At 71.0% G+C, this 24,564-nt stretch carries 22 protein-coding genes; 10 read left to right on the top strand and 12 right to left on the bottom strand.

Features of this window, described 5'->3' with window-relative positions; all coding sequences use genetic code 11:
- Positions 1-136: 136 nt before the first annotated feature.
- Positions 137-3,280 (bottom strand): efflux RND transporter permease subunit, encoded by a 3,144-nt coding sequence (locus ABD679_RS03075; protein WP_344758469.1) that lies wholly within the window; start codon positions 3,278-3,280, stop codon positions 137-139.
- 3 nt (positions 3,281-3,283) lie between these two features.
- Positions 3,284-4,420, bottom strand: coding sequence for an efflux RND transporter periplasmic adaptor subunit (locus ABD679_RS03070; RefSeq protein WP_344758468.1), 1,137 nt, complete (start codon positions 4,418-4,420; stop codon positions 3,284-3,286).
- 258 nt (positions 4,421-4,678) lie between these two features.
- On the opposite strand from ABD679_RS03070, the gene cysK reads away from it, so the two are divergent.
- On the top strand, positions 4,679-5,635 hold the full coding sequence (gene cysK, locus ABD679_RS03065; protein WP_344758467.1) for a cysteine synthase A: 957 nt from the start codon (positions 4,679-4,681) through the stop codon (positions 5,633-5,635).
- Positions 5,636-5,648: 13 nt separating this feature from the next.
- Positions 5,649-6,161 carry an O-acetyl-ADP-ribose deacetylase gene (locus ABD679_RS03060; RefSeq protein ID WP_344758687.1) on the top strand — a complete coding sequence of 171 codons (513 nt, stop codon included), beginning with the start codon at positions 5,649-5,651 and terminating at the stop codon, positions 6,159-6,161.
- Between the two features lie 84 nt (positions 6,162-6,245).
- On the opposite strand, the gene ABD679_RS03055 is transcribed toward ABD679_RS03060, so the two are convergent.
- A complete protein-coding gene (locus ABD679_RS03055; protein ID WP_344758466.1) occupies positions 6,246-6,731 on the bottom strand; it encodes a hypothetical protein in 486 nt (161 codons plus the stop codon).
- Between the two features lie 116 nt (positions 6,732-6,847).
- Positions 6,848-7,639, bottom strand: coding sequence for a type 1 glutamine amidotransferase domain-containing protein (locus ABD679_RS03050; RefSeq protein ID WP_344758465.1), 792 nt, complete (start codon positions 7,637-7,639; stop codon positions 6,848-6,850).
- Positions 7,640-7,751: 112 nt separating this feature from the next.
- On the opposite strand from ABD679_RS03050, the gene ABD679_RS03045 reads away from it, so the two are divergent.
- Positions 7,752-8,663, top strand: coding sequence for a LysR family transcriptional regulator (locus ABD679_RS03045; protein ID WP_344758464.1), 912 nt, complete (start codon positions 7,752-7,754; stop codon positions 8,661-8,663).
- Between the two features lie 124 nt (positions 8,664-8,787).
- On the opposite strand, the gene ABD679_RS03040 is transcribed toward ABD679_RS03045, so the two are convergent.
- From ABD679_RS03040 to ABD679_RS03030, 3 genes are all read right to left on the bottom strand, one after another.
- Complete coding sequence (locus ABD679_RS03040; protein ID WP_344758463.1) at positions 8,788-9,798, bottom strand: class I fructose-bisphosphate aldolase; 1,011 nt, start codon at positions 9,796-9,798, stop codon at positions 8,788-8,790.
- 127 nt (positions 9,799-9,925) lie between these two features.
- The gene (gene pyk / locus ABD679_RS03035; protein ID WP_344758462.1) at positions 9,926-11,392 is read right to left on the bottom strand and encodes a pyruvate kinase; all 1,467 of its coding nucleotides are present in this window, start codon (positions 11,390-11,392) and stop codon (positions 9,926-9,928) included.
- 145 nt (positions 11,393-11,537) lie between these two features.
- On the bottom strand, positions 11,538-12,716 hold the full coding sequence (locus tag ABD679_RS03030) for a phosphoglycerate kinase (RefSeq protein ID WP_344758461.1): 1,179 nt from the start codon (positions 12,714-12,716) through the stop codon (positions 11,538-11,540).
- A 368-nt stretch (positions 12,717-13,084) separates the two neighbouring features.
- Between ABD679_RS03030 and ABD679_RS03025 the strand changes: the two genes are divergently transcribed.
- Together ABD679_RS03025 and tpx are read left to right on the top strand one after the other, a co-directional pair.
- A complete protein-coding gene (locus ABD679_RS03025) occupies positions 13,085-13,555 on the top strand; it encodes a CopD family copper resistance protein (RefSeq protein ID WP_344758460.1) in 471 nt (156 codons plus the stop codon).
- A gap of 47 nt (positions 13,556-13,602) precedes the next feature.
- On the top strand, positions 13,603-14,103 hold the full coding sequence (tpx, locus tag ABD679_RS03020) for a thiol peroxidase (RefSeq protein WP_344758459.1): 501 nt from the start codon (positions 13,603-13,605) through the stop codon (positions 14,101-14,103).
- A 10-nt stretch (positions 14,104-14,113) separates the two neighbouring features.
- On the opposite strand, the gene ABD679_RS03015 is transcribed toward tpx, so the two are convergent.
- Entirely contained in the window at positions 14,114-14,524 is a 411-nt protein-coding gene (locus ABD679_RS03015; protein ID WP_344758458.1) for a group III truncated hemoglobin, read from the bottom strand.
- 158 nt (positions 14,525-14,682) lie between these two features.
- On the opposite strand from ABD679_RS03015, the gene fdxA reads away from it, so the two are divergent.
- Positions 14,683-15,018, top strand: a complete 336-nt coding sequence (fdxA, locus tag ABD679_RS03010; RefSeq protein WP_344758686.1) for a ferredoxin FdxA — start codon at positions 14,683-14,685, stop codon at positions 15,016-15,018.
- Here fdxA and ABD679_RS03005 read toward each other — a convergent pair.
- From ABD679_RS03005 to gap, 3 genes are all read right to left on the bottom strand, one after another.
- Positions 15,015-16,409 (bottom strand): DUF3999 domain-containing protein, encoded by a 1,395-nt coding sequence (locus ABD679_RS03005; protein ID WP_344758457.1) that lies wholly within the window; start codon positions 16,407-16,409, stop codon positions 15,015-15,017. The two genes, fdxA and ABD679_RS03005, sit on opposite strands and share 4 nt — an antisense overlap.
- The gene (locus ABD679_RS03000) at positions 16,406-19,123 is read right to left on the bottom strand and encodes a DUF2339 domain-containing protein (RefSeq protein WP_344758456.1); all 2,718 of its coding nucleotides are present in this window, start codon (positions 19,121-19,123) and stop codon (positions 16,406-16,408) included. Before ABD679_RS03000 ends, ABD679_RS03005 begins: the two co-directional genes overlap by 4 nt.
- 246 nt (positions 19,124-19,369) lie before the next feature.
- Positions 19,370-20,371, bottom strand: a complete 1,002-nt coding sequence (gene gap, locus ABD679_RS02995; RefSeq protein WP_344758455.1) for a type I glyceraldehyde-3-phosphate dehydrogenase — start codon at positions 20,369-20,371, stop codon at positions 19,370-19,372.
- Positions 20,372-20,502: 131 nt separating this feature from the next.
- Here gap and ABD679_RS02990 point away from each other — a divergent pair, with 131 nt between their 5' ends.
- On the top strand, positions 20,503-21,360 hold the full coding sequence (locus tag ABD679_RS02990) for a S1/P1 nuclease (protein ID WP_344758454.1): 858 nt from the start codon (positions 20,503-20,505) through the stop codon (positions 21,358-21,360).
- Positions 21,361-21,508: 148 nt separating this feature from the next.
- Here the strand turns inward: ABD679_RS02990 and ABD679_RS02985 are convergent, their stop codons facing one another.
- Positions 21,509-22,075: a protein tyrosine phosphatase family protein gene (locus ABD679_RS02985; RefSeq protein ID WP_344758453.1), complete on the bottom strand. Its 567-nt coding sequence runs from the start codon at positions 22,073-22,075 to the stop codon at positions 21,509-21,511.
- Between the two features lie 163 nt (positions 22,076-22,238).
- Here ABD679_RS02985 and ABD679_RS02980 point away from each other — a divergent pair, with 163 nt between their 5' ends.
- The 3 genes from ABD679_RS02980 to modA are packed head-to-tail and all read left to right on the top strand — an operon-like array spanning position 22,239 to position 24,542.
- Positions 22,239-23,108 carry an MBL fold metallo-hydrolase gene (locus ABD679_RS02980; protein ID WP_344758452.1) on the top strand — a complete coding sequence of 290 codons (870 nt, stop codon included), beginning with the start codon at positions 22,239-22,241 and terminating at the stop codon, positions 23,106-23,108.
- A 52-nt stretch (positions 23,109-23,160) separates the two neighbouring features.
- On the top strand, positions 23,161-23,724 hold the full coding sequence (locus tag ABD679_RS02975) for a molybdopterin-binding protein (protein ID WP_344758451.1): 564 nt from the start codon (positions 23,161-23,163) through the stop codon (positions 23,722-23,724).
- A gap of 47 nt (positions 23,725-23,771) precedes the next feature.
- Positions 23,772-24,542 carry a molybdate ABC transporter substrate-binding protein gene (gene modA / locus ABD679_RS02970; protein ID WP_344758450.1) on the top strand — a complete coding sequence of 257 codons (771 nt, stop codon included), beginning with the start codon at positions 23,772-23,774 and terminating at the stop codon, positions 24,540-24,542.
- The last annotated feature ends 22 nt before the right edge of the window (positions 24,543-24,564 follow it).

Below are 24,564 nucleotides of genomic sequence, written 5' to 3'. Positions count from 1 at the left end.
GGCATCGCGGCCATGGCCGCTCCCACAAGCCCGCTCCCACAAGCCCGCTCCCACAAGCCCGCTCCCACAAGGCCGCTCCCACAAGCCCGCCACAGCGCACTGCTACAGGCCACTCCCACGGCCACCACGCCCCGCCCTACGCGTGCCCGCCCACCGACGGCGTCTGCTTCTCCTGCACCGCCAGCTCCTGCGCCACTGCATCCGGCGAGCGGGTGAACGGCGCGAGCAGCGCGTAGAACGCCGGTACCACGAACAGCGACAGCAGCGTGGAGAAGGCAACGCCGAAGATCACCACCACGCCGATCGTCGCGCGGCTCGCGGAACCCGGGCCGCCGGCGACCACCAGCGGCACGGCGCCAACGGCGGTGGCGATCGAGGTCATCAGGATCGGGCGCAGGCGCACCACCGACGACTCCACGATCGCCTGGCCGACGCTGCGGCCTTCGTCGCGCAGCTGGTTGGCGAACTCGACGATCAGGATGCCGTTCTTCGCCGCCAGCCCCACCAGCATCACGATGCCGATCTGGCTGAACAGGTTGAGCGTGCCGCCGGTGATCGCCAGGCCGATCAGCGCGCCAAGCACGCCCAGCGGCACCGTCAGCATGATCACGAACGGATGGATGAAGCTCTCGAACTGCGCCGCCAGCACCAGGTACACCACCAGCAGTGCCAGGGTGAAGGTCAGCAGCACCGCGCCGCCGGCCTTCTGGAACTCGCGCGACTCGCCCTTCCAGCTGATCTGGGCGTAGTCGGGCAGGTCGGTGCGGGCGACGTTTTCGAGGAAGTCGATCGCCTCGCCCATGCTGTAGCCTGGCGCGAGGCCGGCGCTCACGGTGATCGCGCGCATGCGGTTGAAGCGGTTGAAGCTGCCCGGCTCGGCCAGCTCGCTGAGGGTGACCAGGTTCGACAGCGGCACCAGGTCGCCGTTGCGCGCGCGCACCTGGATCGCGTCCAGGTCCGCGGGCTCGGCGCGGCCGGCGCGTCCGGCCTGCACCAGCACGTCGTACTCCTCGCCTTCCTGCACGAAGGTGGTGACCTGGCGGCTGCCCATCATGGTTTCCAGCGCGCGGCCGATGTCGGTGACGCTCACGCCCAGGTCCGAAGCGCGCGCGCGGTCGATCTGCACGCGCATCTGCGGGCGGGTTTCCTTGTAGTCGGAGTCGACCGAGAAGAAGCCGGGATTGGCCTCCATGCGCTCCATCATGATGTCGCGCCACTGTGCGATCTCGGCGTATTCGGGCCCGCCGAGCACGATCTGGATCGGCTGCCCGCGGCTGCCGACCAGGCCGCCGCCCACGCGCGGCTGCGCGCGCACGCCGCTGAGCCCGTCGAGTTCCTGGCGCAGCGAGTCGGCCACTTCGGCGGTCGACTGGTCGCGCTCGCGCCAGTCCTTGAGGAACACGATCACGTTGCCGGTGTGCATTTCCTCGCTCGCGCCCCAGCCGCCGGGCGCGCGCGTGTTGTAGCGCTCGATGACCGGATCGTCACCCTTGACCCGCTCGGCGAAGATCGATTCGACCTGCTTGATCTGGCGCACGGTGTAGTCGAAGCCCGCGCCCTCCGGACCGACGATGGACACGAAGAACGCGCCGCGGTCCTCGGCCGGCGCCAGTTCGGACGGCACGATCCGCGACAGCCCCCAGGCCGCGGCAAGGCAGGCCAGCATGGTCAGCACCACGCCGGCGACGATGCCCGCCGGCCGCACCGCCACCATCCGCTCCAGCAGGCCGCGATAGCCGCTGCCGACGCGCCCGAGCAGGCGGTTGAAGCCACGGTTGATCGGGTTCGACTTCTCCTGCCTGTGCGGCCGCACCAGCTTGGAGGCCATCATCGGCGTCAGCGTCAGCGCGACGAACGCCGACAGCGCCACCGCGCCGGCCAGCGCCACCGACAGCTCGCGGAACAGACGCCCGGTGTTGCCTTCCATGAAGCCCACCGGCAGGAACACCGCCACCAGCACCGTGGTGGTGGCGATCACGGCGAACGCCACCTGCTTGGTGCCGCGCACCGCGGCCACGAGCTTGGGTTCGCCCAGGTCGACGCGGCGCTGGATGTTCTCCAGCACCACGATCGCATCGTCCACCACCAGGCCGATCGCGAGCACCAGCGCCAGCAGGGTGAGCAGGTTGATCGAGTAGCCGAACAGGTACAGCGGGATGAACGCCGCCAGCAGGCACACCGGCACCGTCACCGCCGGGATCAGCGCCGCGCGCAGGCTGCCCAGGAACAGCCAGATCACCAGCAGCACGAGGACCACGGCTTCGACCAGGGTCGCGTACACGCGCTCGATGGACGCCTCGATGAACACCGTGTCGTCGAAGGCGACGAAGATGTGGGTGCCCTCGGGCAGCGACTTCTGGATCTCCACCGCGGCCGCGCGCGCGGCGCGGGTGACGTCGAGCGCGTTGGCGGTGGAGGTCTTGACGATGCCCAGGCCGATGTTGGGCTGGCCGTTGCTGTAGTAGTAGGCGCGGCGCTCGGCCGAGGCCAGCTCGACCTGCGCCACGTCGCCCAGCCGCACCACGTAGCCATCGGCGCCCTTGCGCAGCGGCATCGCGGCGAAGTCCTGCGGCGTGGCGTAGCCGCGCGCCACGCGCAGGGTGAAGTCGCGGGTCTGCGACTCGATCCGCCCGGCCGGCAGCTCCACGTTCTCGGCGCGCAGCGCGGTCTCGATGTCGTTCGGGGTGATGCCGCGCGCGGCCATCGCCGCGGCATCGAGCCAGATGCGCATGGCGTAGCGCTGGCGGCCGCCGATGCGCACCTGGGCCACGCCGTCCAGGCTCGACAGGCGGTCGACGATGTAGCGGTCGGCGTAGTCCGACAGCTCCAGCGTGTCCATCGTGGTCGAGCTCATGTTGAGCCAGAGGATGGTGTCCGAGTCGCTGTCGGCCTTGGCCACCTGCGGCGGGTCGGCCTCCTCCGGCAGGCGGTTGGCGACGCGGCTGATGGCGTCGCGCACGTCGTTGGCGGCGGCCTCGATGTCGCGGGTGAGGCTGAACTCCAGCGTCACCCCCGCGCGCCCGTTGCGGCTGCGCGACTGGATGATGTCGACGCCCTCGATGCCCGACAGCGCGTCCTCGAGCACCTGGGTGATGCGGGTCTCGACCACCGCCGCCGAGGCGCCCGGGTAGTTGACGTCGACCGAGACGATCGGTGGATCGATCGCCGGCAGCTCGCGCAGGGTCAGGCGCGAGAACGCCATCACGCCCAGCACCATCAGCAGCAGGCTGACCACGGTGGCGAAGACCGGGCGGCGGATGGAAACGTCGGACAGCAGCATGGCTCAGTCCTCCGCGGCGGGCGCGGCTTGCGGCGTCGGCAGTTCGGGTGTGTCGGGGGTTTCGGCCGGCGCGGCTTTCGCCTTTGCCGGCGCGGGGTTCTCGCGGATCTTGCTGCCTTCGCGCAGCTTGCCGGTGCCGTCGATGACGATGCGGTCGCCCGGCGCCAGCCCTTCGAGGATCTCGGCCTGGTTGCTGCTGCGCGCACCGACCCGCACCGGCGCCTGCTCGACGGTGTCGTCGTCGCGCACGCGGTAGACGAACGAGTCGCGGCCGACCTGGACGACGGCGATCTCCGGCACCACCAGCGCCTGCCGTTCGGGCCGCTCGAGCTGTATCTCCATCAGCATGCCCGGGCGCAACACGCGGTCGGGATTGCGGAAGCTGCCGCGCACCATCACCGCGCGCGTGGCCGCGTCGACGCGCACGTCGACCACCGACACGATGCCTTCGAACACCTGCTCGGGCAGGCCGCTGGCGGTGCCAGCCAGGCGCTGGCCGGTGGCGACCAGCTCCATCTGCGTTTCCGGCACCGGGAAGTCGACGTAGACGCGCGAGATGTCGTCGAGCGTGGCGATCACCGTGCCCGGCGTCACCAGCGCACCGGGGCTGACCTGGCGGATGCCCAGGCGCCCGGCGAACGGCGCGCGGATCACGCGGTCGCGCAGGTTGGCCTGGATCTGCGCCACCTGCGCGCGCGCCGCGTCGCGGGTGGCGCGCTGGGTGTCGAGCGTGGCATGCGCGACCAGCTGCTGCGCGGCCAGCCCCTGCAGGCGCTCGTACATCCGGTCGGCCTCGGTGGCCGCGGCCTGCGCGGCGGCCAGCGCCGCATGCTGCTGCTGCCCGCTGAGCGTGACCAGCGGCGCGCCTGCCGCGACCTCGTCGCCGCTGTCGAAGTGCACCTGCTCGACGGTCTCGCTGACCTTGGCGGTGACCTCCACCGACTCGTGCGACTTGACCGTGCCCAGCGCGCGGATGCGGTCGTGCCAGGGCTGCATGGACACCGTCGCGGTGGTGACCACCTCGACCGGCGCATCGCCGCCACGTCTGTCCGCGCCGTCGCCGCCGCAGGCGGCAAGGCACAGGCACAGCAGGGCCGTGATTGCGAAACGGGGCGTCGGGGCGGCGCGGACGTCGGGCATCATTCAAATGGGTGCAGGGAAAACCGGTCGAGTCTATCGGCTCGACGCGAAGGCAACGTGTGCCATCAGGCCCGGCCGGAAAACACCATTCAGGTGTCAACCGCGAGCGCCCTCGCGCGTTACGCCAGCACTCGCCGGTCCGGTCCCGCCGGACGCCATCGTTCCAGCGGCCGGTTCCCGGCGTGCCATCCGTAGACATGCGCGCGGCGGCCGGTGGGGGTAGTGTCGGCCCTTCCCCCGCAACCTGCAGGCCTGGCCATGATCCACGACAGCATCCTCGACACCATCGGCCGCACGCCGGTCGTGCGCCTGAACCGCATCGCGCCCGCCAACGTCACACTCTACGCCAAGGTCGAGGCCTTCAATCCCGGCGGCTCGGTCAAGGACCGGCTCGCGATCGCCATCATCCTCGACGCCGAGGAAAAGGGCCTGCTCAAGCCCGGCGACACCGTGGTGGAAGCCACCTCCGGCAACACCGGCGTCGCGCTGGCGATGGTGTGCGCCGCGCGCGGCTACAAGTTCGTCGCGATCATGACCGAGACCTTCTCGATCGAGCGCCGGAGGCTGATGCGCGCCTACGGCGCGAAGGTGATCCTCACCGCCGCCGCCGAGCGCGGCACCGGCATGGTGCGCAAGGCGGAGGAACTGGCGGCAAAGCACGGCTGGTTCCTCGCCCGCCAGTTCGAAAACCCCGCCAATCCCGCCTACCACCGCAGCACGACCGCCGCGGAGATCCTGCGCGACTTCGCCGGCCGCCGCCTGGACCACTTCGTCAGCGGCTGGGGCACCGGCGGCACGCTCACCGGCGTGGCCGACGTGCTGCGCGTGGCGCGCCCGGAGGTCCAGGTCACCGCGGCCGAGCCGGCCGTGGCCTCGCTGCTGGCCGGCAAGGAGTGGGCGCCGCACAAGATCCAGGGCTGGACGCCGGACTTCGTGCCGGCCGTGCTCGACCGCAAGGCCGCCTCGCGGATCCTGACCGTCGAGGACACCATCGCGCGCGACACCTCGCTGCGGCTGGCGCGCGAGGAAGGCATCTTCGTCGGCCTGTCCGCCGGCGCCACCGTGGCCGCGGCGCTGGAAGTCGCGCAGTCGGCGAACGACGGCGACGTGATCCTGGCGATGCTGCCCGATACCGGCGAGCGCTACCTGTCGACGTTCCTGCTCGAAGGCGTGGAAGAAGGGTCCGATGACGCGTGGCTGGAATCGCTGGGCTGAAGGCCGGCGGGCCATGCGCATCGACGTGCTCGAAGGCGACATCACCGCGCTGGCGGTGGACGCGATCGTCAACGCCGCCAACGAATCGCTGCTCGGCGGCGGCGGCGTGGACGGCGCGATCCACCGCGCCGCGGGGCCCGAACTGCTCGCCGAATGCCGCGCGCTGCCGGAGGTGCGGCCCGGCGTGCGCTGCCCGACCGGCGAAGCACGGATCACCGGCGGACACCGGCTGCCGGCGCGGTTCGTGATCCACACCGTCGGCCCGGTCTGGCACGGCGGCGATGCCGGCGAGCCGGAGCTGCTGGCGGCCTGCTATGCGAATGCGCTGCGGCTGGCGGCAGAGCATGAGGCGGCGTCGATCGCGTTCCCGGCGATCAGCTGCGGGGTGTTCGGCTATCCGCATGCGGCGGCGGCGGCGGTTGCGGTCGGGCAACTGCGCGGCTGGAACGGGCGCCAGCCGGAGCGCGTGGTGCTGGCGTGCCGGGATGCGGGGATTGCCGGGGAGTACCGGCGGCTGTTGGGGTGAGATCGTCATCCCCGCGCAGGCGGGGACCCGGTTCCTTCGGGCCGGAAAAACTCGCGGCTGAAGCCGCTTATACGGGACGCGGCTTTACGCGGCGCCGAGGATCCAGAGCAGGAACACGGCGAACACCGCCACCAGCATCACCGTCAGCCAGCCGCGGCTGCCGCGGTCACCGGCAACGACGGTCGGCACGCGCGCGGGATAGCCGGACAGGGCGTCCTTCACCGACTGGTCCGCGGTCGGCAGGGCGCCGCGGCGGACGTGTTCGACCGCGTCGCGCGCGGTCTTGAGGTTCAGCTGCGGATTGGCCTCGCGCAGCAGGGCAATGGCGTTGACGAACTCGCCGCGCGCCACGGCCGCCGCGGCCGCGGGCGGAAACTCGAACTCGACCTTTCCGGTCGCGCCATCGACGCGCGCGCCGCCCGGCCGGTTTGCATGCGCACGCACCAGGTCGTTCGCGTCCTTCAGCGACAGGCCCGTCGCCTCGCGCACGGCCTTGACCGCAGCCACCACTTCACCCCGCGCCAGTGCGGCAGCGGCCCCGGGCGGGAGCTGGAAGGAAGTCGAAGACACCTGTCTGCTTTCCAATGAAACCCGGACAGCTTACGGCATCGTCCGCGAACGCCGTGCATCCACCGCACCGAGCCGGGAGCGGCCTGCATGGCGCTCCCGCCGTGCTTCGGCGGCCACTATGGCCGCGCATTCCCCTGTTCCACATCGCCGAGCAGTCCAAGCATCGCTTCGGCCACGCCGGTTGCGGACTGCGGGTTCTGCCCGGTCACCAGGCGCCCGCTGACGACGACCTGCGGCGTGAAGTCCGGCGCTGGGTGATGGCGTGCGCCACGCTGTTCGAGCCGATCCGCCAGCAGGAACGGCACCACGTCCGCGAGCCCGACGGCACGCTCCTCGGCGTTGGTGAACGCGGCCACGTCCTTGCCGGCGACCAGGTAACGACCGTCGGCCAGCACCACGTCCACCAGCCCGGCCGGTCCGTGGCAGACCGCGGCGACCACGCCGCCGGCCTCGTAGATGCGCGCCGTGATCGCCGCCAGCGCCGCGTTGCCGGGCAGGTCCCACATCGTGGCGTGGCCACCGGCGTAGAAGATCGCCGCGTAGTCGGCCGGATCCACTTGCGCGGGCGAAAGCGTGTGCCCGACCGCTTCGCGCAGCGCGGGATCGTTCCAGAACGCGGCGTTCACCGGGTCGTCGAGGTCGAAGCCATCGACCGGTGCCTTGCCGCCCTTCGGGCTGGCGAAATCGATCGCGTAACCCGCCTGGTGCAGCACCTTGTGCGGATGCGTCACTTCGGACAGGTAGAAGCCGCTGGGCTGGTCGCCCTTGCGGTCGTGGCTGGTGAGGACGAACAGGATTCTTCGGCTTGCGTGCATGGCGTGTTGCTCCGGATCGTGCGGCGGCTGCGCCGCCAGTGGGAATGCGAATGCGAGCAGCAGCGGCAACAGCAGATGCGACAGGTTTTTCATGGCCGGCACTCGCGGGAGGAACGGCGATTCTGGGCCGCCCGCCTGCATCCGGATATGGATAGAATCGAACAGAACCTTCAACGTTCTGGAACAGGTTGACGAGGGCAGGCCGATGAAGATCCGCAACATCGAAGACGCCGAGGTGTTCCTGCGGGTGATCGATGCCGGGTCGTTCTCCGCGGCCGCGCGCGAGCTGCAGCGCACCCCGGCCGCGGTCAGCAAGCAGATCGCGCGGCTGGAAGCGGCGCTGGGCACGCGCCTGTTCGAGCGCAACACGCGGCGGGTCCGCCCCAGCGACGACGGCCGCCGGATCGCCGGGCACGTCCGCGACGCGCTGGCACAGCTGGCGCGCGCCGAGGAACTCGCCGACGACAGCCGCCAGCGCCTGGAGGGTCGCGTGCGGATCAGCGCGCCCGCCGCGTTCGGCCATCGCCATGTCAGCGCGGCGCTGGCCGATTTCCGCGACTCCCACCCCGGCGTGCGGTTCGAGCTGTACCTGTCCGACCAGGTGGCGGACCTGGCCGGCAGCGACATCGACCTGGCGATCCGCATCGGCGAACTGCCCGACTCGCAGCTCAGCGCGCGCCTGCTGGCGCCCAATCCGCGGGTGCTGGTGGCCTCGCCCGACTACCTGCGCCGCCGAGGCACGCCGCGCCGCCCGGACGACCTGCACGACCATGATTGCCTGTTGTTCGCCTATCCGGGAACGCGCCACGGCACCTGGCGGCTGCACCACGGCAAGCGGCGTGAGGACATTGCCGTCCACGGCCCGCTGTGCAGCGACAGCGGCGAGGCGCTGCGACAGTGGTGCCTGGCCGGCATGGGCATCTCGCTGCGCGATCACTGGAACGTGTCCGGGGACCTCGCCCGCGGCGACCTGCTGCCGGTGCTGCCGCGCTGGCAGCCGCAGGCCTCGGCGATCCACGCCGTGCGCATGCACCGCCAGCCGGTGCCGCGACGGATTTCCGCCCTGATCGACTACCTGGCGGAGCGCTGGCGGGTCGAGTTGGCGCCGCCGGCCTGAGCTCCGGTCCGCGCCCCGGCAGCGCTGCAGGACGGAAGACGAACCCTTGCGCGTGTTCCGGACCGACAATGAAGAACGCCGGCGCGAGGCCGGCGTTCTTCGTTTCCTGCAGGCGCAAAGGCGATCAGGCCGCCTTGTCCCACTGGCCGAGCGCGGCCAGGCCGTTGTCGCGGGCACGGGCGAAGACGGTCTGCTGGGCCTGGTCGTAGTTGTTGACCAGGTCCTGCGACCACAGCTTCAGCGCCGCCGACTGCATGGCGCGGCCGTAGGAAAAGCTCAGCGGCCACGGGTTCGGGCCGAGGCGGTTCATCGCGTCCAGGTGCGCAGTGGCGTCCTCGTCGCTCTGGCCGCCGGACAGGAACACGATGCCAGGCAGGATCGCCGGCACGGTGGACTTCAGGCACATCAGCGTGGCCTCGGCGACCTCGTCGACGCTGGCCTGCTCGTCGCAGTCCTTGCCCGGCACGACCATCGACGCCTTGAGGATGGTGCCCTCGAGCGCGACGTTCTGCTGGTACAGCGCGTCGAACAGCGCGCGCAGGGTGACCTCGGTGACCTCGAAGCAGGTTTCGATGTCGTGGTTGCCGTCCATCAGCACTTCCGGCTCCACCATCGGCACCAGGCCCTGCTCCTGGCACAGCGCGGCGTAGCGCGCCAGCGCATGGGCGTTGGCCTCGATGCAGGTGCCGGAGGGAATGTCGTCGCCGATGTTGATCACCGCGCGCCACTTGGCGAAACGGGCGCCGAGCTTGTAGTACTCCTCAAGCCGCGCGCGCAGGCCGTCCAGGCCCTCGGTCACCACTTCGCCCGGGAAGCCGGCCAGCGCGTGGGTGCCCTTGTCGACCTTGATGCCCGGGATCATGCCGTTGTCGGCCATGTACTTCGCGAACGGCACGCCGTCCTTCGTCGACTGGCGGATGGTCTCGTCGAACAGGATCGCGCCGCTGATGTGTTCGGACAGGTTGGCCGTGGTCAGCAGCAGCTCGCGGTAGGCGCGGCGGTTCTCTTCGGTGTTCTCGATGCCCACGCCGGCGAAGCGCTTGGCGATGGTGCCGGTGGACTCGTCGATGGCGATGATGCCCTTGCCCGGCGCGACCATGGCCAGGGCGGTTTCGGCAAGCTGTTCGATGCTCATGTCTGGAGGCTCGTGGGGCGGCGGAAAGGCCGGTGATTATAGCCGGTTCGCTGCGTGCGGCCGGCTTCCCGCGAGGGCCGTCCGGCCCTTCTGCTGCGCGGCGGGAGACGAGCCTGCCTGCCTTGGCCTACAGCTCCCCCAGCCCCTCCGCCTGCCCGTCATCCCCCACTTCCAGCAGGCGCAGCGTATTGGTCGCGCCGCGGTGCTCCATGTGGTCGCCGCTGGTGAACATGATGTGGTCACCGGCGGCGAGCAGGCCGGCATCGTGCAGCGCCTGCACGGCGTCGCGGGCGGCCTCGCGGGTGGCCAGGCCGCGGCTGTCGAAGTCGATCGGGAACACGTCGCGCATCAGCGCCATCCGCCGCCGCGATCCGGCGTGCCGCGACAGCGCGTAGATCGGCACCGCCGAGCGGAACCGCGACAGGTAGCGCGCGGTGCCGCCGGATTCGGTCATCGCCACGATCGCGCGCACCGCCATGTGCTCGGACAGGAACATCGCCGCCATCGCGATCGCCTGGTCGGCCCGCTGCATGTCGCGCGAGGCCTTGCCGAAGTCGATGTCGTGCTCGAACTGCTTTTCGGCCCCGATGCAGATCCGCGCCATCGCCTCGACCGCGCGCACCGGGAAGTTGCCGGCCGCGGTTTCCGCCGACAGCATCACCGCGTCGGTACCGTCGATCACCGCGTTGGCCACGTCCAGCACTTCGGCGCGGGTGGGGATCGGGCTGTCGACCATCGACTGCAGCATCTGCGTGGCGGTGATCACCACGCGGTTCTTCGCCAGCGACTCGCGGATGATCTTCTTCTGCAGGCCGGGCAGTTCGGCGTCGCCGATCTCCACGCCCAGGTCGCCGCGGGCGACCATCACCACGTCGCTTGCCTCGATGATCTCCGACAGGTTCTCGATCGCCTCGGCGCGCTCGATCTTCGACACCAGCGCGGCGTGGCTGCCGTGCGAACGCGCGACCGCGCGCGCCTCGTCCATGTCGGCGGCATTGCGGCAGAACGACACCGCGATGAAGTCGACGTCCATGCCGGCGGCGACGCCGATCAGCTCGCGGTCGCGGTCGGTGAGCGCGCCCAGCGACAGGCCGCCACCGAGCCGGTTGAGCCCCTTGCGGTCGGACAGCACGCTGTCGTTGATGACGCGGGTGACGATGCGTTCGCCCTCGATGCGCTCGACCTGCAGCTGCACCACGCCGTCGTCGAGCAGCAGCACGTCGCCGGGCCGAAGATCCTGCGGCAGGGCGAGGTAGCTCACGCCGACCTGGCTGGCGTCGCCCGGCGGCGCGTCCGCGCTGGCGACCAGGTCGAAGCGCGCGCCGGCAAGCAGCGTAACCGGGCCGTCGGCGAAGGTTTCCACGCGGATCTTCGGCCCCGGCAGGTCGGCGAGGATGCCGACCTCCTTGCCCACCCGCGCCGCCGACTCGCGCACCGCGCGCGCGCGCTCGGCCTGCGCGGCCGGATCGCCGTGCGAGAAATTCAGCCGGACCACGTCCACGCCCGCATGCAGCAGCGCGTCGAGCACGCCCGGCGCGTCGGTGGCGGGGCCGAGGGTGGCGAGGATGCGGGTGCGGCGGTGGTGCTCGGGCATGGGTGGCAACACTGGCGGACGATGCGGCCATCCTAGCCTTCGGACGGGCTGGGCGCAGCGACACCCACCAACCATGCCGAACCCCCCTCCTCCGCGGCGGCGGCGGCCGTTGGGTTTCGCCTTCGGCTCAACCCATCCTGCGAGGCTACGCGGCGGCGCGGGCTTCCAGCGCGGCGACCGCCGGCAGGGTCTTGCCTTCGAGGAATTCCAGGAACGCGCCGCCGCCGGTGGAGATGTAGGAGACGTCACCGACGATGCCGTATTTGTCGACCGCAGCCAGCGTGTCGCCGCCGCCGGCGATCGAGAACGCCTGCGACGCGGCGATCGCACGGGCGAGCGTTTCGGTGCCCTTGCCGAAGGCATCGAACTCGAACACGCCGACCGGGCCGTTCCAGACCACGGTGCCTGCGTTTGCGATCAGGTCCGCATAGCGCTTCGCGGTGTCGGGGCCGATGTCGAGCACCATGTCGTCGGCGCCGATCGCGTCCACCGGCTTCACCGTGGCCGGTGCATCGGGCTTGAACTCGGGCGCGACCACGACGTCGGTGGGCACCGGGATATCGGCGCCGCGCGCCTTGGCGTCGGCCATGATCTGCTTCGCGGTCCCGACCAGGTCGGTCTCGACCAGGGACTTGCCGACGCCGAAGCCCTCGGCGGCGATGAAGGTGTTGGCGATGCCGCCGCCGACGATCAGCTGGTCGACCTTGCCGACCAGCGACGACAGCAGTTCGAGCTTGGTGCTGACCTTGGAGCCGGCGACGATCGCCAGCAGCGGCCGTGCCGGGTTGTCGAGCGCCTTGGCCAGCGCGTCGAGTTCGCCCATCAGCAGCGGGCCGCCCGCGGCCTGCTTCGCGAAACGGATCACGCCATGGGTGGACGCCTGCGCGCGGTGCGCGGTGCCGAAGGCGTCCATGACGAACACGTCGCACAGCGCGGCGTACCGCTTCGCCAGCGCCTCGTCGTCGGCCTTCTCGCCGGCGTTCATGCGGCAGTTTTCCAGCAGCACCAGCTGGCCGGGTGCGACCTCCACGCCGTCCAGGTAATCGCGCACCAGCCGCACCTCGCGGCCGAGCAGTTCGCCCAGGCGCGCGGCGACCGGCGCCAGCGAGTCGGCCTCGCTCCACGCGCCTTCCTTCGGCCGGCCCAGATGCGACATCACCATCACCGCGGCGCCGGCGTCGAGCGCGGCGCGCAGGGTCGGCAGCGAGGCCGTGATGCGCTGGTCGGAGGTGACCCTGCCGTCTTCGACCGGGACGTTGAGGTCCTGGCGGATCAGCACGCGCTTGCCGGTGAGGTCGAGGTCGGTCATTCGCTGGATGGTCATGGGAGTCCTGGTCGTTCGGTGGGAGGAGGCGGCCTGCGGTCCGTGCGCGACCGGGCCGGCCGGATCGCTTGCGCATGGGCTGGCCATTGTCCGGAGGCGTGGGCGTGCAGGCAAACTGGCGGGATGCGACAGCGCCACCGCGGCCGTGGCGATCACCGCTTGCGTAGGAGCGGCGGGAGCCGCGAGCTGTTGCCCCCGCCCTTGCGAAGGCATGGGAGGGCTGGGGAGGGGTGCCTTTTGGGTCGTGCAAACCATGGCTCCCCAGCCAGCCTCCCCCCAACCTCTCCCTGCCTTTGCAGGAGAGGAGCAACAGAAAGAGCTCGCGGCTCCCGCCGCTCCTACAAGGCAGCGCCGGTTGACGCAGGTCAATGCGCCGGCGCACGTCGGCGCGCACGCTGGTGGCGATGGCCACCTGGTACCCGCTGATCCTGCTGCTGCACCTGTCCTGCGCGATCGTCTTCGTCGGCGCGGTGGCCTTCGAGGTGCTGGTGCTCGAATCGCTGCATCGTCACTTCGACCACGCCATCATGGAACGGATCGAGGCGGCGGTGATGGCGCGGGTGCGGCGCTTCATGCCGGTGGTGGTGGCGCTGTTGTTCCTGAGCGGCTTCGCGCTGTTCGACATCCGCTGCAACGGGTTCGCGTGCATCGGCTCGCGCTTCGGCTGGCTGCTGTCGATCAAGGTGGCGCTGGCCTTCGGCGTGCTGGCGGTGTTCGTCACCGCGATCCGCGCCGGGATGCGTGGGACAATGGATCCCTGCCGGTTCCGGCGCACCCACCATGTCGTGCTGTGCCTGATGGCGGCGATCGTGGTGCTCGCCAAGCTGATGTTCTACTGACCGCCGCAAGCGCGGCGGCGTCCCTTTTCGTCCCAAGGAGTCATGCCATGTCCCAGGTCACCTTCCACGGCAATCCGGTCCGCGTCGACGGCCGCTTCCCCGTCGCCGGCGAGCAGGCCCACCCGTTCACCCTGGTCGGCAAGGACCTGGCCGACGTGTCGCTGTCGGCGTTCAAGGGCAAGCGCAAGCTGCTCAACATCTTCCCCAGCGTGGATACCGGGGTGTGCGCCACCGCGCTGCGCAGGTTCAACGAGCTGGCGTCGAAGCCGGACAACACCGTGGTGCTGGGCATTTCCGCCGACCTGCCGTTCGCGCAGGCACGCTTCTGCGGCGCCGAGGGACTGGAGCGGGTGGTGATGCTGTCGACGATGCGCGGCCGCGAGTTCCTCGAGCACTACGGCGTGGCGATCGCCGACGGCCCGCTGGGCGGCGTGGCCGCGCGCGCGGTGGTGGTGCTCGACGCCGACGACCGCGTCGTCCATGCGCAGCTGGTGGGCGAGATCGGCGAGGAGCCGGACTACGACGCCGCGCTCGCCGCGCTGGCCTGAGCGCTTCCGCTCAGCCGCCGCGCAGCGTCACCGCCGGGCCGAACGGCGAACGCGTTTCGCCCGGCTCTGGCAGCCCCAGGCCGTAGCGCAGGCTGCGGCCGATGCGGCCGGCGTACTCGTGCAGCAGCTCGGCGTGCTCGGGCGCAAGCATCTCGTCGGCCGTCGCGCGCCACAGCTCCAGCCACTGCACGAAGTGCTCGGTGGTGATCGGGTGCGGCCGGTGCGCGGCCATCGGGTTGCCGCGGTAGGTGCCGGCGCGCAGCACGACCGAGGTCCAGAAAGAGACCAGCAGGCGCTTGTGCTCGTCCCAGTCGTCAACTGCGGCGTTGAACACCGGGCCGAGCGTGGGGTGGACCTGGATGCGGTCGTAGAAGCGGTCGACCAGGGCTTCGATCTGTTCGTGGGTAGGCTGGGTGGACATGCAGGGGAGATGCGGGCGCGGCGCCGGTTCACAAGCGCCGCGCGAAACGGGACAAGCCTGATGGTCGCGCCGGCGCGAGGGAAGCGCCTTGATCCAGGTCAGGGCGATGGCCGATCGGTGCGACCAGACTGTGCATGTCCCCGATCGCTCCGCGCGCCGTGACCCACGTCGTCACCGAAAACTGCATCAACTGCAAGCACACCGACTGCGTCGAGGTATGCCCGGTGGACTGCTTCCACGAAGGGCCGAATTTCCTGGTCATCGACCCGGAAAGCTGCATCGACTGCACCCTGTGCGTGGCCGAATGCCCGGTCGGCGCGATCTATCCCGAGGACGACGTACCGGCCGGCCAGGAGCACTTTCTCGCCATCAACGCCGAACTCGCGCCGCAGTGGCCGGTGATCGACCGAAAGATCCCGGCCTTGCCCGACGCGGCCAGGTGGGACGGCGTGCCGGACAAGCTGGCACTGCTGATCCGCGACGCGACCGCCTAGGCAGCGGGCCGGTTGCGCAGCAGGTTCACCGCCAGCGCCGTCACCATCAGCGCGCCACCGACCAGCAATCCCCACAGCAGCCAGGTTTTCCAGTCGCGTGGCATGGGGGCGGGCACCAGCGCGGCCTCGCCTGCCAGCACGCTGCCCGCGCCCAGCGTCGCGGCGGCGGGTTGCCATTGGTCGCCGTGCGCCCGGCGCAGCGTCGCCAGCATCGGCGCGAGCGGCGCGTCGCTGCGCGCGGCGCGGGCACTGCCGGCCAGCAGCGCGTACGGCGCGCGCCCCTGGGCGAGGAACACCACCGTGCCGGGCCGGTAGCCGAGCGCCAGGCGTGGACCCGTCGCGCCGGCCGCGGACGCATCACCGCGCAGGCGCCACTCGCGATCGTTGACCGCCGCGCCCAGCGCCAGCGGTGGCGAACTCGTGACGCTGCCGGCGTCGACCGTGCGCCAGGTCGTCCAGTCCGCGGCACGCAGCTGCCAGCGTGCCTGCGCTTCGCCGCGCGGGGCGTCGTCGGCATCGCGGCTGTCCAGCGTCCATGTCACCGCCGCGTTGCCTGGCATGCGCACGTCGATCCGCTCCACAGGGAAGCGGCCCTGCACCGCGTACACGATGCCCTCGCCGTCGGGCGCGGGCGCGCCGTCCAGCTCGATCCAGCGCCATTCGCTATCGGTGGCGCGCGGTGCCAGTTCCCCGCGCAGCGCCTGCAGCGCCGGGGCACCGGACGGCTGCAGCGGGATCAGGCGCAGGTAGCGCAGATCGGTATCGAGTTCGATGCGGTTGCGTTCGATGCGATGGCCGCCGTTGACCAGGTCGAGCAGCCGCACGTGCCGGTCCAGCAGCTGCCAGTCGCGCAGGTCGTGGCTGCCTTCGAGCCGGTAGCCCAGGTCCAGCGGCGGCGTGTGCTCGCCCCACGCCAGCACGAGGGCCCGCACCTGCCCCGGCTGCTCGCCCAGGTCGACCAGCCAGGCCGGGTCACGCGTCGCCGCGGCAGCGCCGTCCCGCGGGACGGCCACGGCGTTGCGGATCCGGGTGATCCTGCCGGCGGCGTCGCGTTCGACCGCCACGCTGAGGTCGCCGGCGCTGCCGCCCGCGTCCACGCCATCGGGCGGCAGCGCGAACCAGGGCAGCTCCACGTCCGGTACCGCCGCTTCCACGCGCTGCCCGGCACCCTGCATGGCCGTCGCCACCGGGTTGCCGTCGGCGTCCACCACCTGCAAGTCGCGCAGGTCGCCCGACTGCACGGCCCGGTACACCTGTTCGTCGAGGACGACGCGATACGCGCCCGCGTCGGGCTGGGCCAGTTCAAGCGGCCACTGGCGCGCGTAGTCGTCACGGACGCCGGCAAGCGCGGCTACCGGCAGCAGCAGTCCCAGCCAGGCCCATCTGATCATGGCGTTTCACCCACTGCGTTGGACGCGGGTTCGCCGTCGTCCGCGGAAGATGCGCGCGGCGGCGCCGGCGCGAGGTAACCGATCAGCGTGCACAGCAGGCCGTAGGCAATGAACGCGGCGATGCCAAGCAGATTGCCCAGGTTGGTACGATCGACCAGCACCAGCTTGACCAGCACCACGCCCATCAGCACCGCGCCGGCCAGCCACAGCGGACGATGCCCTCGCCGCGAACCGAGGATCCACCCCACCACGCCCAGCACGCTCCAGACCACCGTCAGGCTGGTCTGGGCCAGGCTGGTGCCGAACAGCCGGCCATCCCATGCGACGCCGCCCCAGTGGTGCACGCCGCGCAGCGTGATCGCGGTCAGCAGCACCAGCCCCGCCACGGACAGCACCCCGACCCGTCGGCCGCGCAGCCCGTCCGGCGCCGACGCGGACCACAGCCAGGCCGCACCGAGCGCCAGCACTGCGACCTGCGCCAGGTCCAGCGGATTGAGCACCGGCAGCCACGGCAGCGGCGCGGGCTGGCCTGCGTCGGACAGGGCGGCCAGCCACCACAGGGCCAGCACGATGAACACCGTGGCCTGCACGGCACCTCGATGGCCATCGAATGCACGTCCCAGCGGCGCCGCCAGCCACGGCCAGCGACGCAGCGACAGCAACGCGAGCGCGAGCCACGGCAGCACGATGAAGGCATCGCGCCAGCCTTGCGCCAGCTCGAAACGCCGCGACACCTCCCAGGCCAGCAGCGAGAACACCGTCGGCCACAGCATCCACCAGGCGAACTGCGCCCACGCGGCGATGCGCGACTCGCCCCGACGCAGGCACTGCAGGCTGCGCACGCCGAACGCGGCGAACGCGATCCACGCCCACAGGCCGTGGTCGGCGAAGGGCTGTCCATGCATGCCTGTCTGCACCAGCGCCAGCGGGAACGCGGCGATGAAACCGCCCAGCGTCGTCAGCGCCAGCGCATCCCCCGGACGCCGGCGATGCACTTCGGCCGCCAGCCACCCGGTCAGGGCGGCAAACACCAGGACCGCATGGAAGACCAGCGGCGGATCGACGAACTGCTTGATCTCGCCCACGCCGTTGCCGACCCACCACAGCAGCGCCCACGCATATGCCACGACCGCCGCTTGCGCGCGCCCCGCGTCGCGCAGGAACCACGCGCTGGCGAAGCCGGCGACCGCGATCAGCAATGCACCCATGAACCCGGCGTTGGCGATCGCCTGCGTCGCCACAGCGCCGCCGGCGCCCAGCACCATGGCGACGGCCGCAGCAAGCTGCAGGCCCGCGCCGCTCCACAGCGGCAGCCGCCGCGCGCGCCTGAGCCCCAGCCAGACCAGGCCGGCGCCTTCCAGCGCGAAGACGCTCGCCGTGGCCTGCGCCGACAGTGCGAGCGGCACCGACAGCGTGGCGAAGCCGGCCGCAAGCAGTGCGTATCCCTCCGCCAGCACCGCGTAGCGCTCGCGCCGGAGCAGCGCGCGCGCGAGCAGCGCATACAGCGCCGCTACCCCGAGCGCACACAGCGCCAGCGGCATGCGCGCGCCTTCAAGCAGCGCCGCCTGCAGCGAGAACGCGATCAGCGGCGTGCCGAACAGCAGGCAACCATCGATGCGGTCGCCGCGCCGCGCCGCGGCCTTGCGCGCATACAGCAGCGGCAGCAGCAGGTAGAACGCGAAGAACAGCAGCAGGAACGGCTCGGTGCTCGCGAACTTCTCCGGCGCGTACTGCAGTACGCCCCACGCAATGCCGATGCCCCAGGTGAAGACGAAGCCGAGCAGGTTGAGGATGCGCCACGGCCGCACCCAGGCGATGGCGAAGATCGCCAGGTTCAGCAGCGCGTAGTACGAGAACAGGGCGACATGGTTGCCGCTGCCGTCGGACAGCCAGATCGGCGCCATGAAGCCGGCCAGCACGCCGAGGATGGCCAGGGTGCGCGATTCCTGCAGCACCGCCACCACCACCAGTCCCGCGATCAGCACCACGCTCAGGCCGAACGCCGGCAGCGGGCCGATCATCCCGTAGAGCTTGAACGCAGCGAACACCGTCAGCAGCAGCACGCCGATCGCACCGCCCTGCACCGCCAGCGCGAAGCTGCGGTGGCGTTCGCGCCGGTGCCAGGCGAACGCCAGCGCGGCCAGCGACGCCGCGGCGATGCCGGCCAGGCGCAGCTGGATCGGCACGCTCAGCCAGCCCTGGTCGCTGGCGTACTTGAGCAGCGCGGCCACGCCGGCCAGCAGCACCAACATGCCGACCTTGACCGGCACGTTGCCGCTGGTGAACCAGCGCTTCACCGCCCGTATCGCGACCTCGAACGGGTCCGGACGCGCGGGACGTTGCGGCCGCGGCGGCCGTTGCGGCACCGGCGGCAGGGGCGGTGGCCGCGGCGTGGATGGCTCCGAAGCGCTTGGCGCGGCGGCAGCAGCGGCAATGCTTTCCGGCTCGACGGCCGGTGTTTCCGGGGGGACCTGCCAAGCGACCGGATCGGGCTCGACGGGGGGAACGTCGTGCACCGCCGGCTTCGCCGTCGGCGCCATCGTCGGCCGTGGGGCGGGCGCATCGGCGGACGCTTCCCGCGAGCGCAGGCGCCGCACGTCGTCTTCCAGCAGCAGCACGCGGCGCCTGAGGTTGCCGACCGACACCAACGCCGACACCAGCAACACCGGCACCGCAAGCACGACCAGCACCAGCAGCACGATCAGACCTTCCATAGCGATCCCCCTCGCGCCGGCCTGGCGCAAGTGGCTACCTTAGTGGTCGCCTCGCCCCGGAAACAAGCCGACGACGGCGCCAGGCCGGCTTCCCTTCGCCTCTGCGGTGCCTTCCGGCGTGCGGATGGAGCCAGGGGCCGGCCGACTGCTCCGGTTTCGACGGTGTTCCTGGGACGGATGGCTCCCGGGCCACGACGAAAAAGCCCCGCTTTCGCGGGGCTCCGGGGAATCGTCGGCGTGGCGCGGTTACTTCGCCACCACCCGCACCATCTCCAGGCACTTGTTCGAATACCCCCACTCGTTGTCGTACCAGCTCACCAGCTTGACGAAGGTGGTGTCGAGCGCGATGCCCGCCTCGGCGTCGAAGATCGAGGTGCGGGTGTCGCCGCGGAAGTCGGTGGCGACGACCTTGTCCTCGGTGTAGCCAAGGATGCCCTTGAGCGCGCCTTCGCTCTGCGCCTTCATCTCGGCCTTGATCTCGTCGTAGGTGGCGGGCTTTTCGAGTTCGCACGTCAGGTCGACCACCGAGACGTCGGAAGTCGGCACGCGGAAGCTCATGCCGGTGAGCTTCTTGTTGAGCTCGGGGATCACCACGCCCACGGCCTTCGCGGCGCCGGTGGAGGACGGGATGATGTTCTCGAGGATGCCGCGGCCGCCGCGCCAGTCCTTGTTGCTCGGGCCGTCGACGGTCTTCTGGGTCGCGGTGGCGGCGTGCACGGTGGTCATCAGGCCGCGCTTGATGCCCCACTTGTCGTTGAGCACCTTGGCGATCGGCGCCAGGCAGTTGGTGGTGCACGAGGCGTTGGAGATGATCGCCTCGCCGTTGTAGCTCTTGTCGTTGACGCCGTAGACGAACATCGGCGTGTCGTCCTTGGACGGTGCCGACAGGATCACCTTCTTCGCGCCGGCATCGAGGTGCTTCTGCGCGGCTTCCTTGGTCAGGAACAGGCCGGTGGACTCGATCACCACGTCCGCGCCGACTTCGTCCCACTTCAGGTTGGCCGGGTCGCGTTCCTGGGTCAGGCGGATGCGCTTGCCATTGACCACCAGAGTGCCGCCGTCGACCGAAACCTCGCCGTCGAAGCGGCCGTGCACGGAGTCGTACTGCAGCATGTAGGCCAGGTAGTCCGGTTCCAGCAGGTCGTTGATGGCGACGATCTCGATGTCGTTGCCGAAATTCTGCACCGCCGAACGCAGCACGTTGCGCCCGATGCGGCCGAAACCGTTGATACCAACCTTGATCGCCATGTCACGCTCCTGCAAGGAAAGACGGGGAAATAACCGGGAAAAGACGGACGGAAAGGAGTAAAGCACGCTATTTTAGCCGTTTCCCGTCCCTGCTTTCAGCCTCGCAAGGGGCCCTTTCCGCCATGAAAACGATGCCACGCCTGTTTTTCGCCGCTTTCCTGCTGCTGCTGGCGCCCGCCGCGCTGGGCTGGGCCCAGCTGGGCCACCGCCTGGTCGGCGAACTGGCGCAGCGCCACCTCACGCCCGCGGCCGATGCCGAGGTCGCGCGGCTGCTGGCGGGCGAGCCCGACCCCACCCTGGCCGGCGTCGCCGCCTGGGCCGACACCCTGCGCGACGAGGACCCGGCGCGCTTCAAGGCCACCTCGAAGTGGCACTACGTCAACACCGCACCCGACGGCGGATGCCGCTACGTCCCCGCGCGCGACTGCCCGGACGGCAACTGCGTGATCGGCGCGCTGGAAGCCCAGCTGGCGATCCTGTCCGACCGCAGCCAGCCGGTCGAGGCCCGCCGCGACGCGCTGAAGTTCGTGGTGCACCTGGTCGGCGACATGCACCAGCCGCTGCATGCCACCAACCACACCGACGCCGGCGGCAACGGCTACCAGATCAGCCTGCGCACCGACCTGCCCCCCGAGGCCTACGCGCGCAAGCACTACGAAAACGGCGTAATGGGCACCAACCTGCACTCGGTCTGGGACTACTACATCCTCGGCACCGCCGGCTTCGGCGCCGACCGCAAGGCGGTCACGCCCTACGCCGACAAGCTCGACGCCCTGCCCTGGCCGCCGGTGACCGAAGCCGGCCACAGCGCGCCGGAAGCCTGGGCCGGCGAATCCTGCCGCCTGGTCGACGCACGCCGGCTGTATCCGGAAGGCACGCACAAGCTCGACAAGGCCTACCTCGACGAATACCGCCCGCTGGCCGAGCAGCGCGTGCGCCAGGCGGCGTACCGGCTGGCGCTGCTGTTGAACGAGGCGCTGGGCGACTGACGACGGCAGCAAACCCGAGAGCTTCTGACCTGCAGGGGATGCCGGGATTGGTCAGGCAGGAGCGACGGAAGTCGCGATGCTTCGCCGGTAAGGCCGTCGCGACTTCCGTCGCTCCTACGGACAAACTCCTTTGCAACCACCCGCGGTGCTATGGGTCGCCCGCCGGCGCGGGCAATCCGAGGACTTCGCGCACGCGCGGCTCGAGGCTGGTCATTCCGGCTTCGCGGCCGGCTTCAAGCGCCTGCTCCGGCGCCATACCGCCTTCGCGCACCGCGGCGATCGCCAGCAGCGCGCCGGCGCGGTTGCCGGAGGCGCAGTGCACCAGCACCTTGCCGGGCGCGGCTTCGATCGCCTGCCACAGCGTGCGCGCGGCGCCCGCGTCCAGGTCCTGCGCGCCGGCGACCGGGATCTGCCGGTAGGCCAGGCCGGCCGCGTGCACTTCGGCCGCTTCGTCGCGACCGGGGCGCTCGGCGTCGGGACGCAGGTCGATCACGGTGGTGACGCCGTGCCGGGCGATTTCCGCCCAGTCGTCGGCAACGGGCTGGCCGGCGCTGTAGACGCGCGGAAGCGGCTGGCGGGCAAGTATCGGCGGCGCTGCCTCCCCGGCCTGGGCCACCGCGAGTGGCGGTGTCGTGGGCGGATCGGCGGCGATCGCGGCCGTCGCGAACAGCGGCGCGAGCAGGCAGGTTGCGGCGAATGCGATACGTGGGGCCATGCGGGCGGGCTCCTGTGTGGCGTGGGGCCATGGTAGTGCCCGCGGACGCGGGTTTGCTGGATCCGTCCCGCGTGCGGACACGGTCCCGACCGGCCCGTGGCGCGGATCCTGCGTGCGCCGCCGGCCTGCGCGATACTGTCGCCCCGCACCTCGGAGGCCCGCCATGCGCCCCGATGTCCTGCCCTTCCGCCATGCCGGCACCGGCACCTGGAGCTACCTGGTGCTCGACCCGGACAGCGGCGAAGCCGCGCTGGTCGATCCGGTGCTCGACTACGACGCGGCGGCCGGGCGCACCGGCACGCAGTCGGCGCAGGCGCTGGTGGATGTGGTGCACGAGCGCGGCGCGGCGGTGCGCTGGCTGCTCGAAACCCATGCCCACGCCGACCACATTTCCGCCGCGCACTGGCTGAAGGCCACGCACTTCCCCGATGCCACACTCGCCATCGGCGCCGGCATCCGCACCGTGCAGGCCACCTTCCGCCCGATCTTCAACCTCGGCGACGACTTCGCCGTCGACGGTTCGCAGTTCGACCACCTGTTCGCCGACGACGAGACCTTCCCGATCGGCAACATCGCCGCGCGCGTGATCGCGGTGCCCGGCCACACCAGCGACAGCGTCGCCTACCTCGTCGGCGACGCGCTGTTCACCGGCGACTCGCTGTTCATGCCCGACGGCGGCACCGCGCGCTGCGACTTCCCCGGCGGCAGCGCACCGATGCTGTTCCGGTCGATCCGGCGCCTGTACGACGCGCTGCCCGACGACACCCGCGTCTTCGTCTGCCATGACTACGGCCCCGGCGGCCGCGAGCCGGCCTTCGAGACCACGCTCGGCGAGCAGAAGCGCGCCAACATCCACGTCCGCGACGACACCGCCGAAGCCGAGTACGTGCGCCTGCGCGAGGCGCGCGACGCCACCCTGGCGATGCCGGCGCTGATCATCCCGTCAGTGCAGGCCAACATCCGCGCCGGTGCGCTGCCGGAGGCGGAGGACAATGGCGTGCGCTACTTCAAGGTGCCGCTTGATACCTTGTAGACGCTCCCGTCGCGCCCACCGGCGCTTCCCCATACGGACATACCAGACGACCATGCCACGATCCCTGACAGCAGTCGTACTCACCCTGCTGCTTTCCGCCTGCGCCGCCACCGGTCCGGCGCGCACGCAGGCGCCCGCTCCCGACGTGTCGACGGAAGCCGCCACGCCGACGGCGCCCGGACCCCACCAGCACGCCGCGCCGCCGCAGGCGCCCGCGCTGCCCTCGCCGGTGGTGGTTCCGATCGACGACGCATCGCGGGCCGCGCTGCCGCGCGAAACGGTCACCGCCACGGCCCACGACGAAACGCAGCAGTGCGAAGGCGTTGCGCTTGCCGCCCTGATGCAGGCCGGCGGCGCGATGCCGGCCGAACCGCTGCGCGGCGCGCAGCTGGGCCGCTACGTGCAGGTGGACGCGCGCGACGGCTATCGCGCGGTGTTCGCGCTGGCGGAGTTCGATCCCACGCTCGGCGGCAGCACCGCCTTCCTCGTCGACCGCTGTGACGGCCAGCCGCTGGGCGACGATGTCGGCCCGCTGCGCCTGGTGGTGCCCGGCGAAGCGCGTCCGACGCGCTGGGTGCGGCAGGTGCGGGCGATCACCGTGATCGTGGCGCCGTAAACCGGAAAGCGGGTTCCTTGCCCGGCCATCAAGGAGACTGGACCACCATGACCGCACGATTCCTCCTCGCCACCTGCCTCGCCCTCCTCGCCTGCCTCCTTCCCGCGCGCGCGGCCGATGCGCCGCTGACCGTCTTCGCAGCCGCCAGCCTCAAGGAATCGATGGACGAGGCCACGCTCGCCTACCGCGGCGAAACCGGGCAGGACGTCCGCGTGTCCTACGCGGCCAGCTCGGCACTGGCGCGGCAGATCGAACAGGGCGCACCGGCCGACGTCTTCATCTCCGCGGACCTGGACTGGATGGACGCGCTGCAATCGAAGGGATTGATCGACACCGCCACCCGCCGCGAGCTGCTCGGCAACACGCTGGTACTCGTCGCGCCCGCGGACAGCGCCGCCCGGCCGCTGGAACTGGCGCGCGGCACGGACCTGCGGCCGCTGCTGGGCGCACGCGGCCGGATCTCGCTCGCGCTGGTCGACAGCGTGCCGGCCGGCAAGTACGCGAAGGCGGCGTTCGAGTCGCTGGGCATGTGGAACGGCCTCGCCCCGCGGACGGCGCAGGCTGAGAACGTGCGCGCCGCGCTGCTGCTGGTCGCGCGCGGCGAAACCCCGCTGGGCGTGGTCTACGGCAGCGACGCCAAGGCCGAGCCGCGGGTGAAGGTGCTGGCGACGTTCCCGGAGGACTCGCACCCGCCGATCGTGTATCCGGTGGCGAAGGTGAAGGCGAGCAGGCATCCGCAGGCGGCGGCACTCGTGGAGTGGCTGCACACGCCGGCGGCCGCGGACATTTTCCGCAGGCACGGCTTCAGCGTGCGCTGAGCGTCGCGGACCCCGTGCAAGC

It is taken from the genome of Luteimonas lutimaris (assembly GCF_039537065.1).
Taxonomy (GTDB): domain Bacteria; phylum Pseudomonadota; class Gammaproteobacteria; order Xanthomonadales; family Xanthomonadaceae; genus Luteimonas; species Luteimonas lutimaris.
This window is presented reverse-complemented; position numbering and strand designations above follow the sequence as displayed.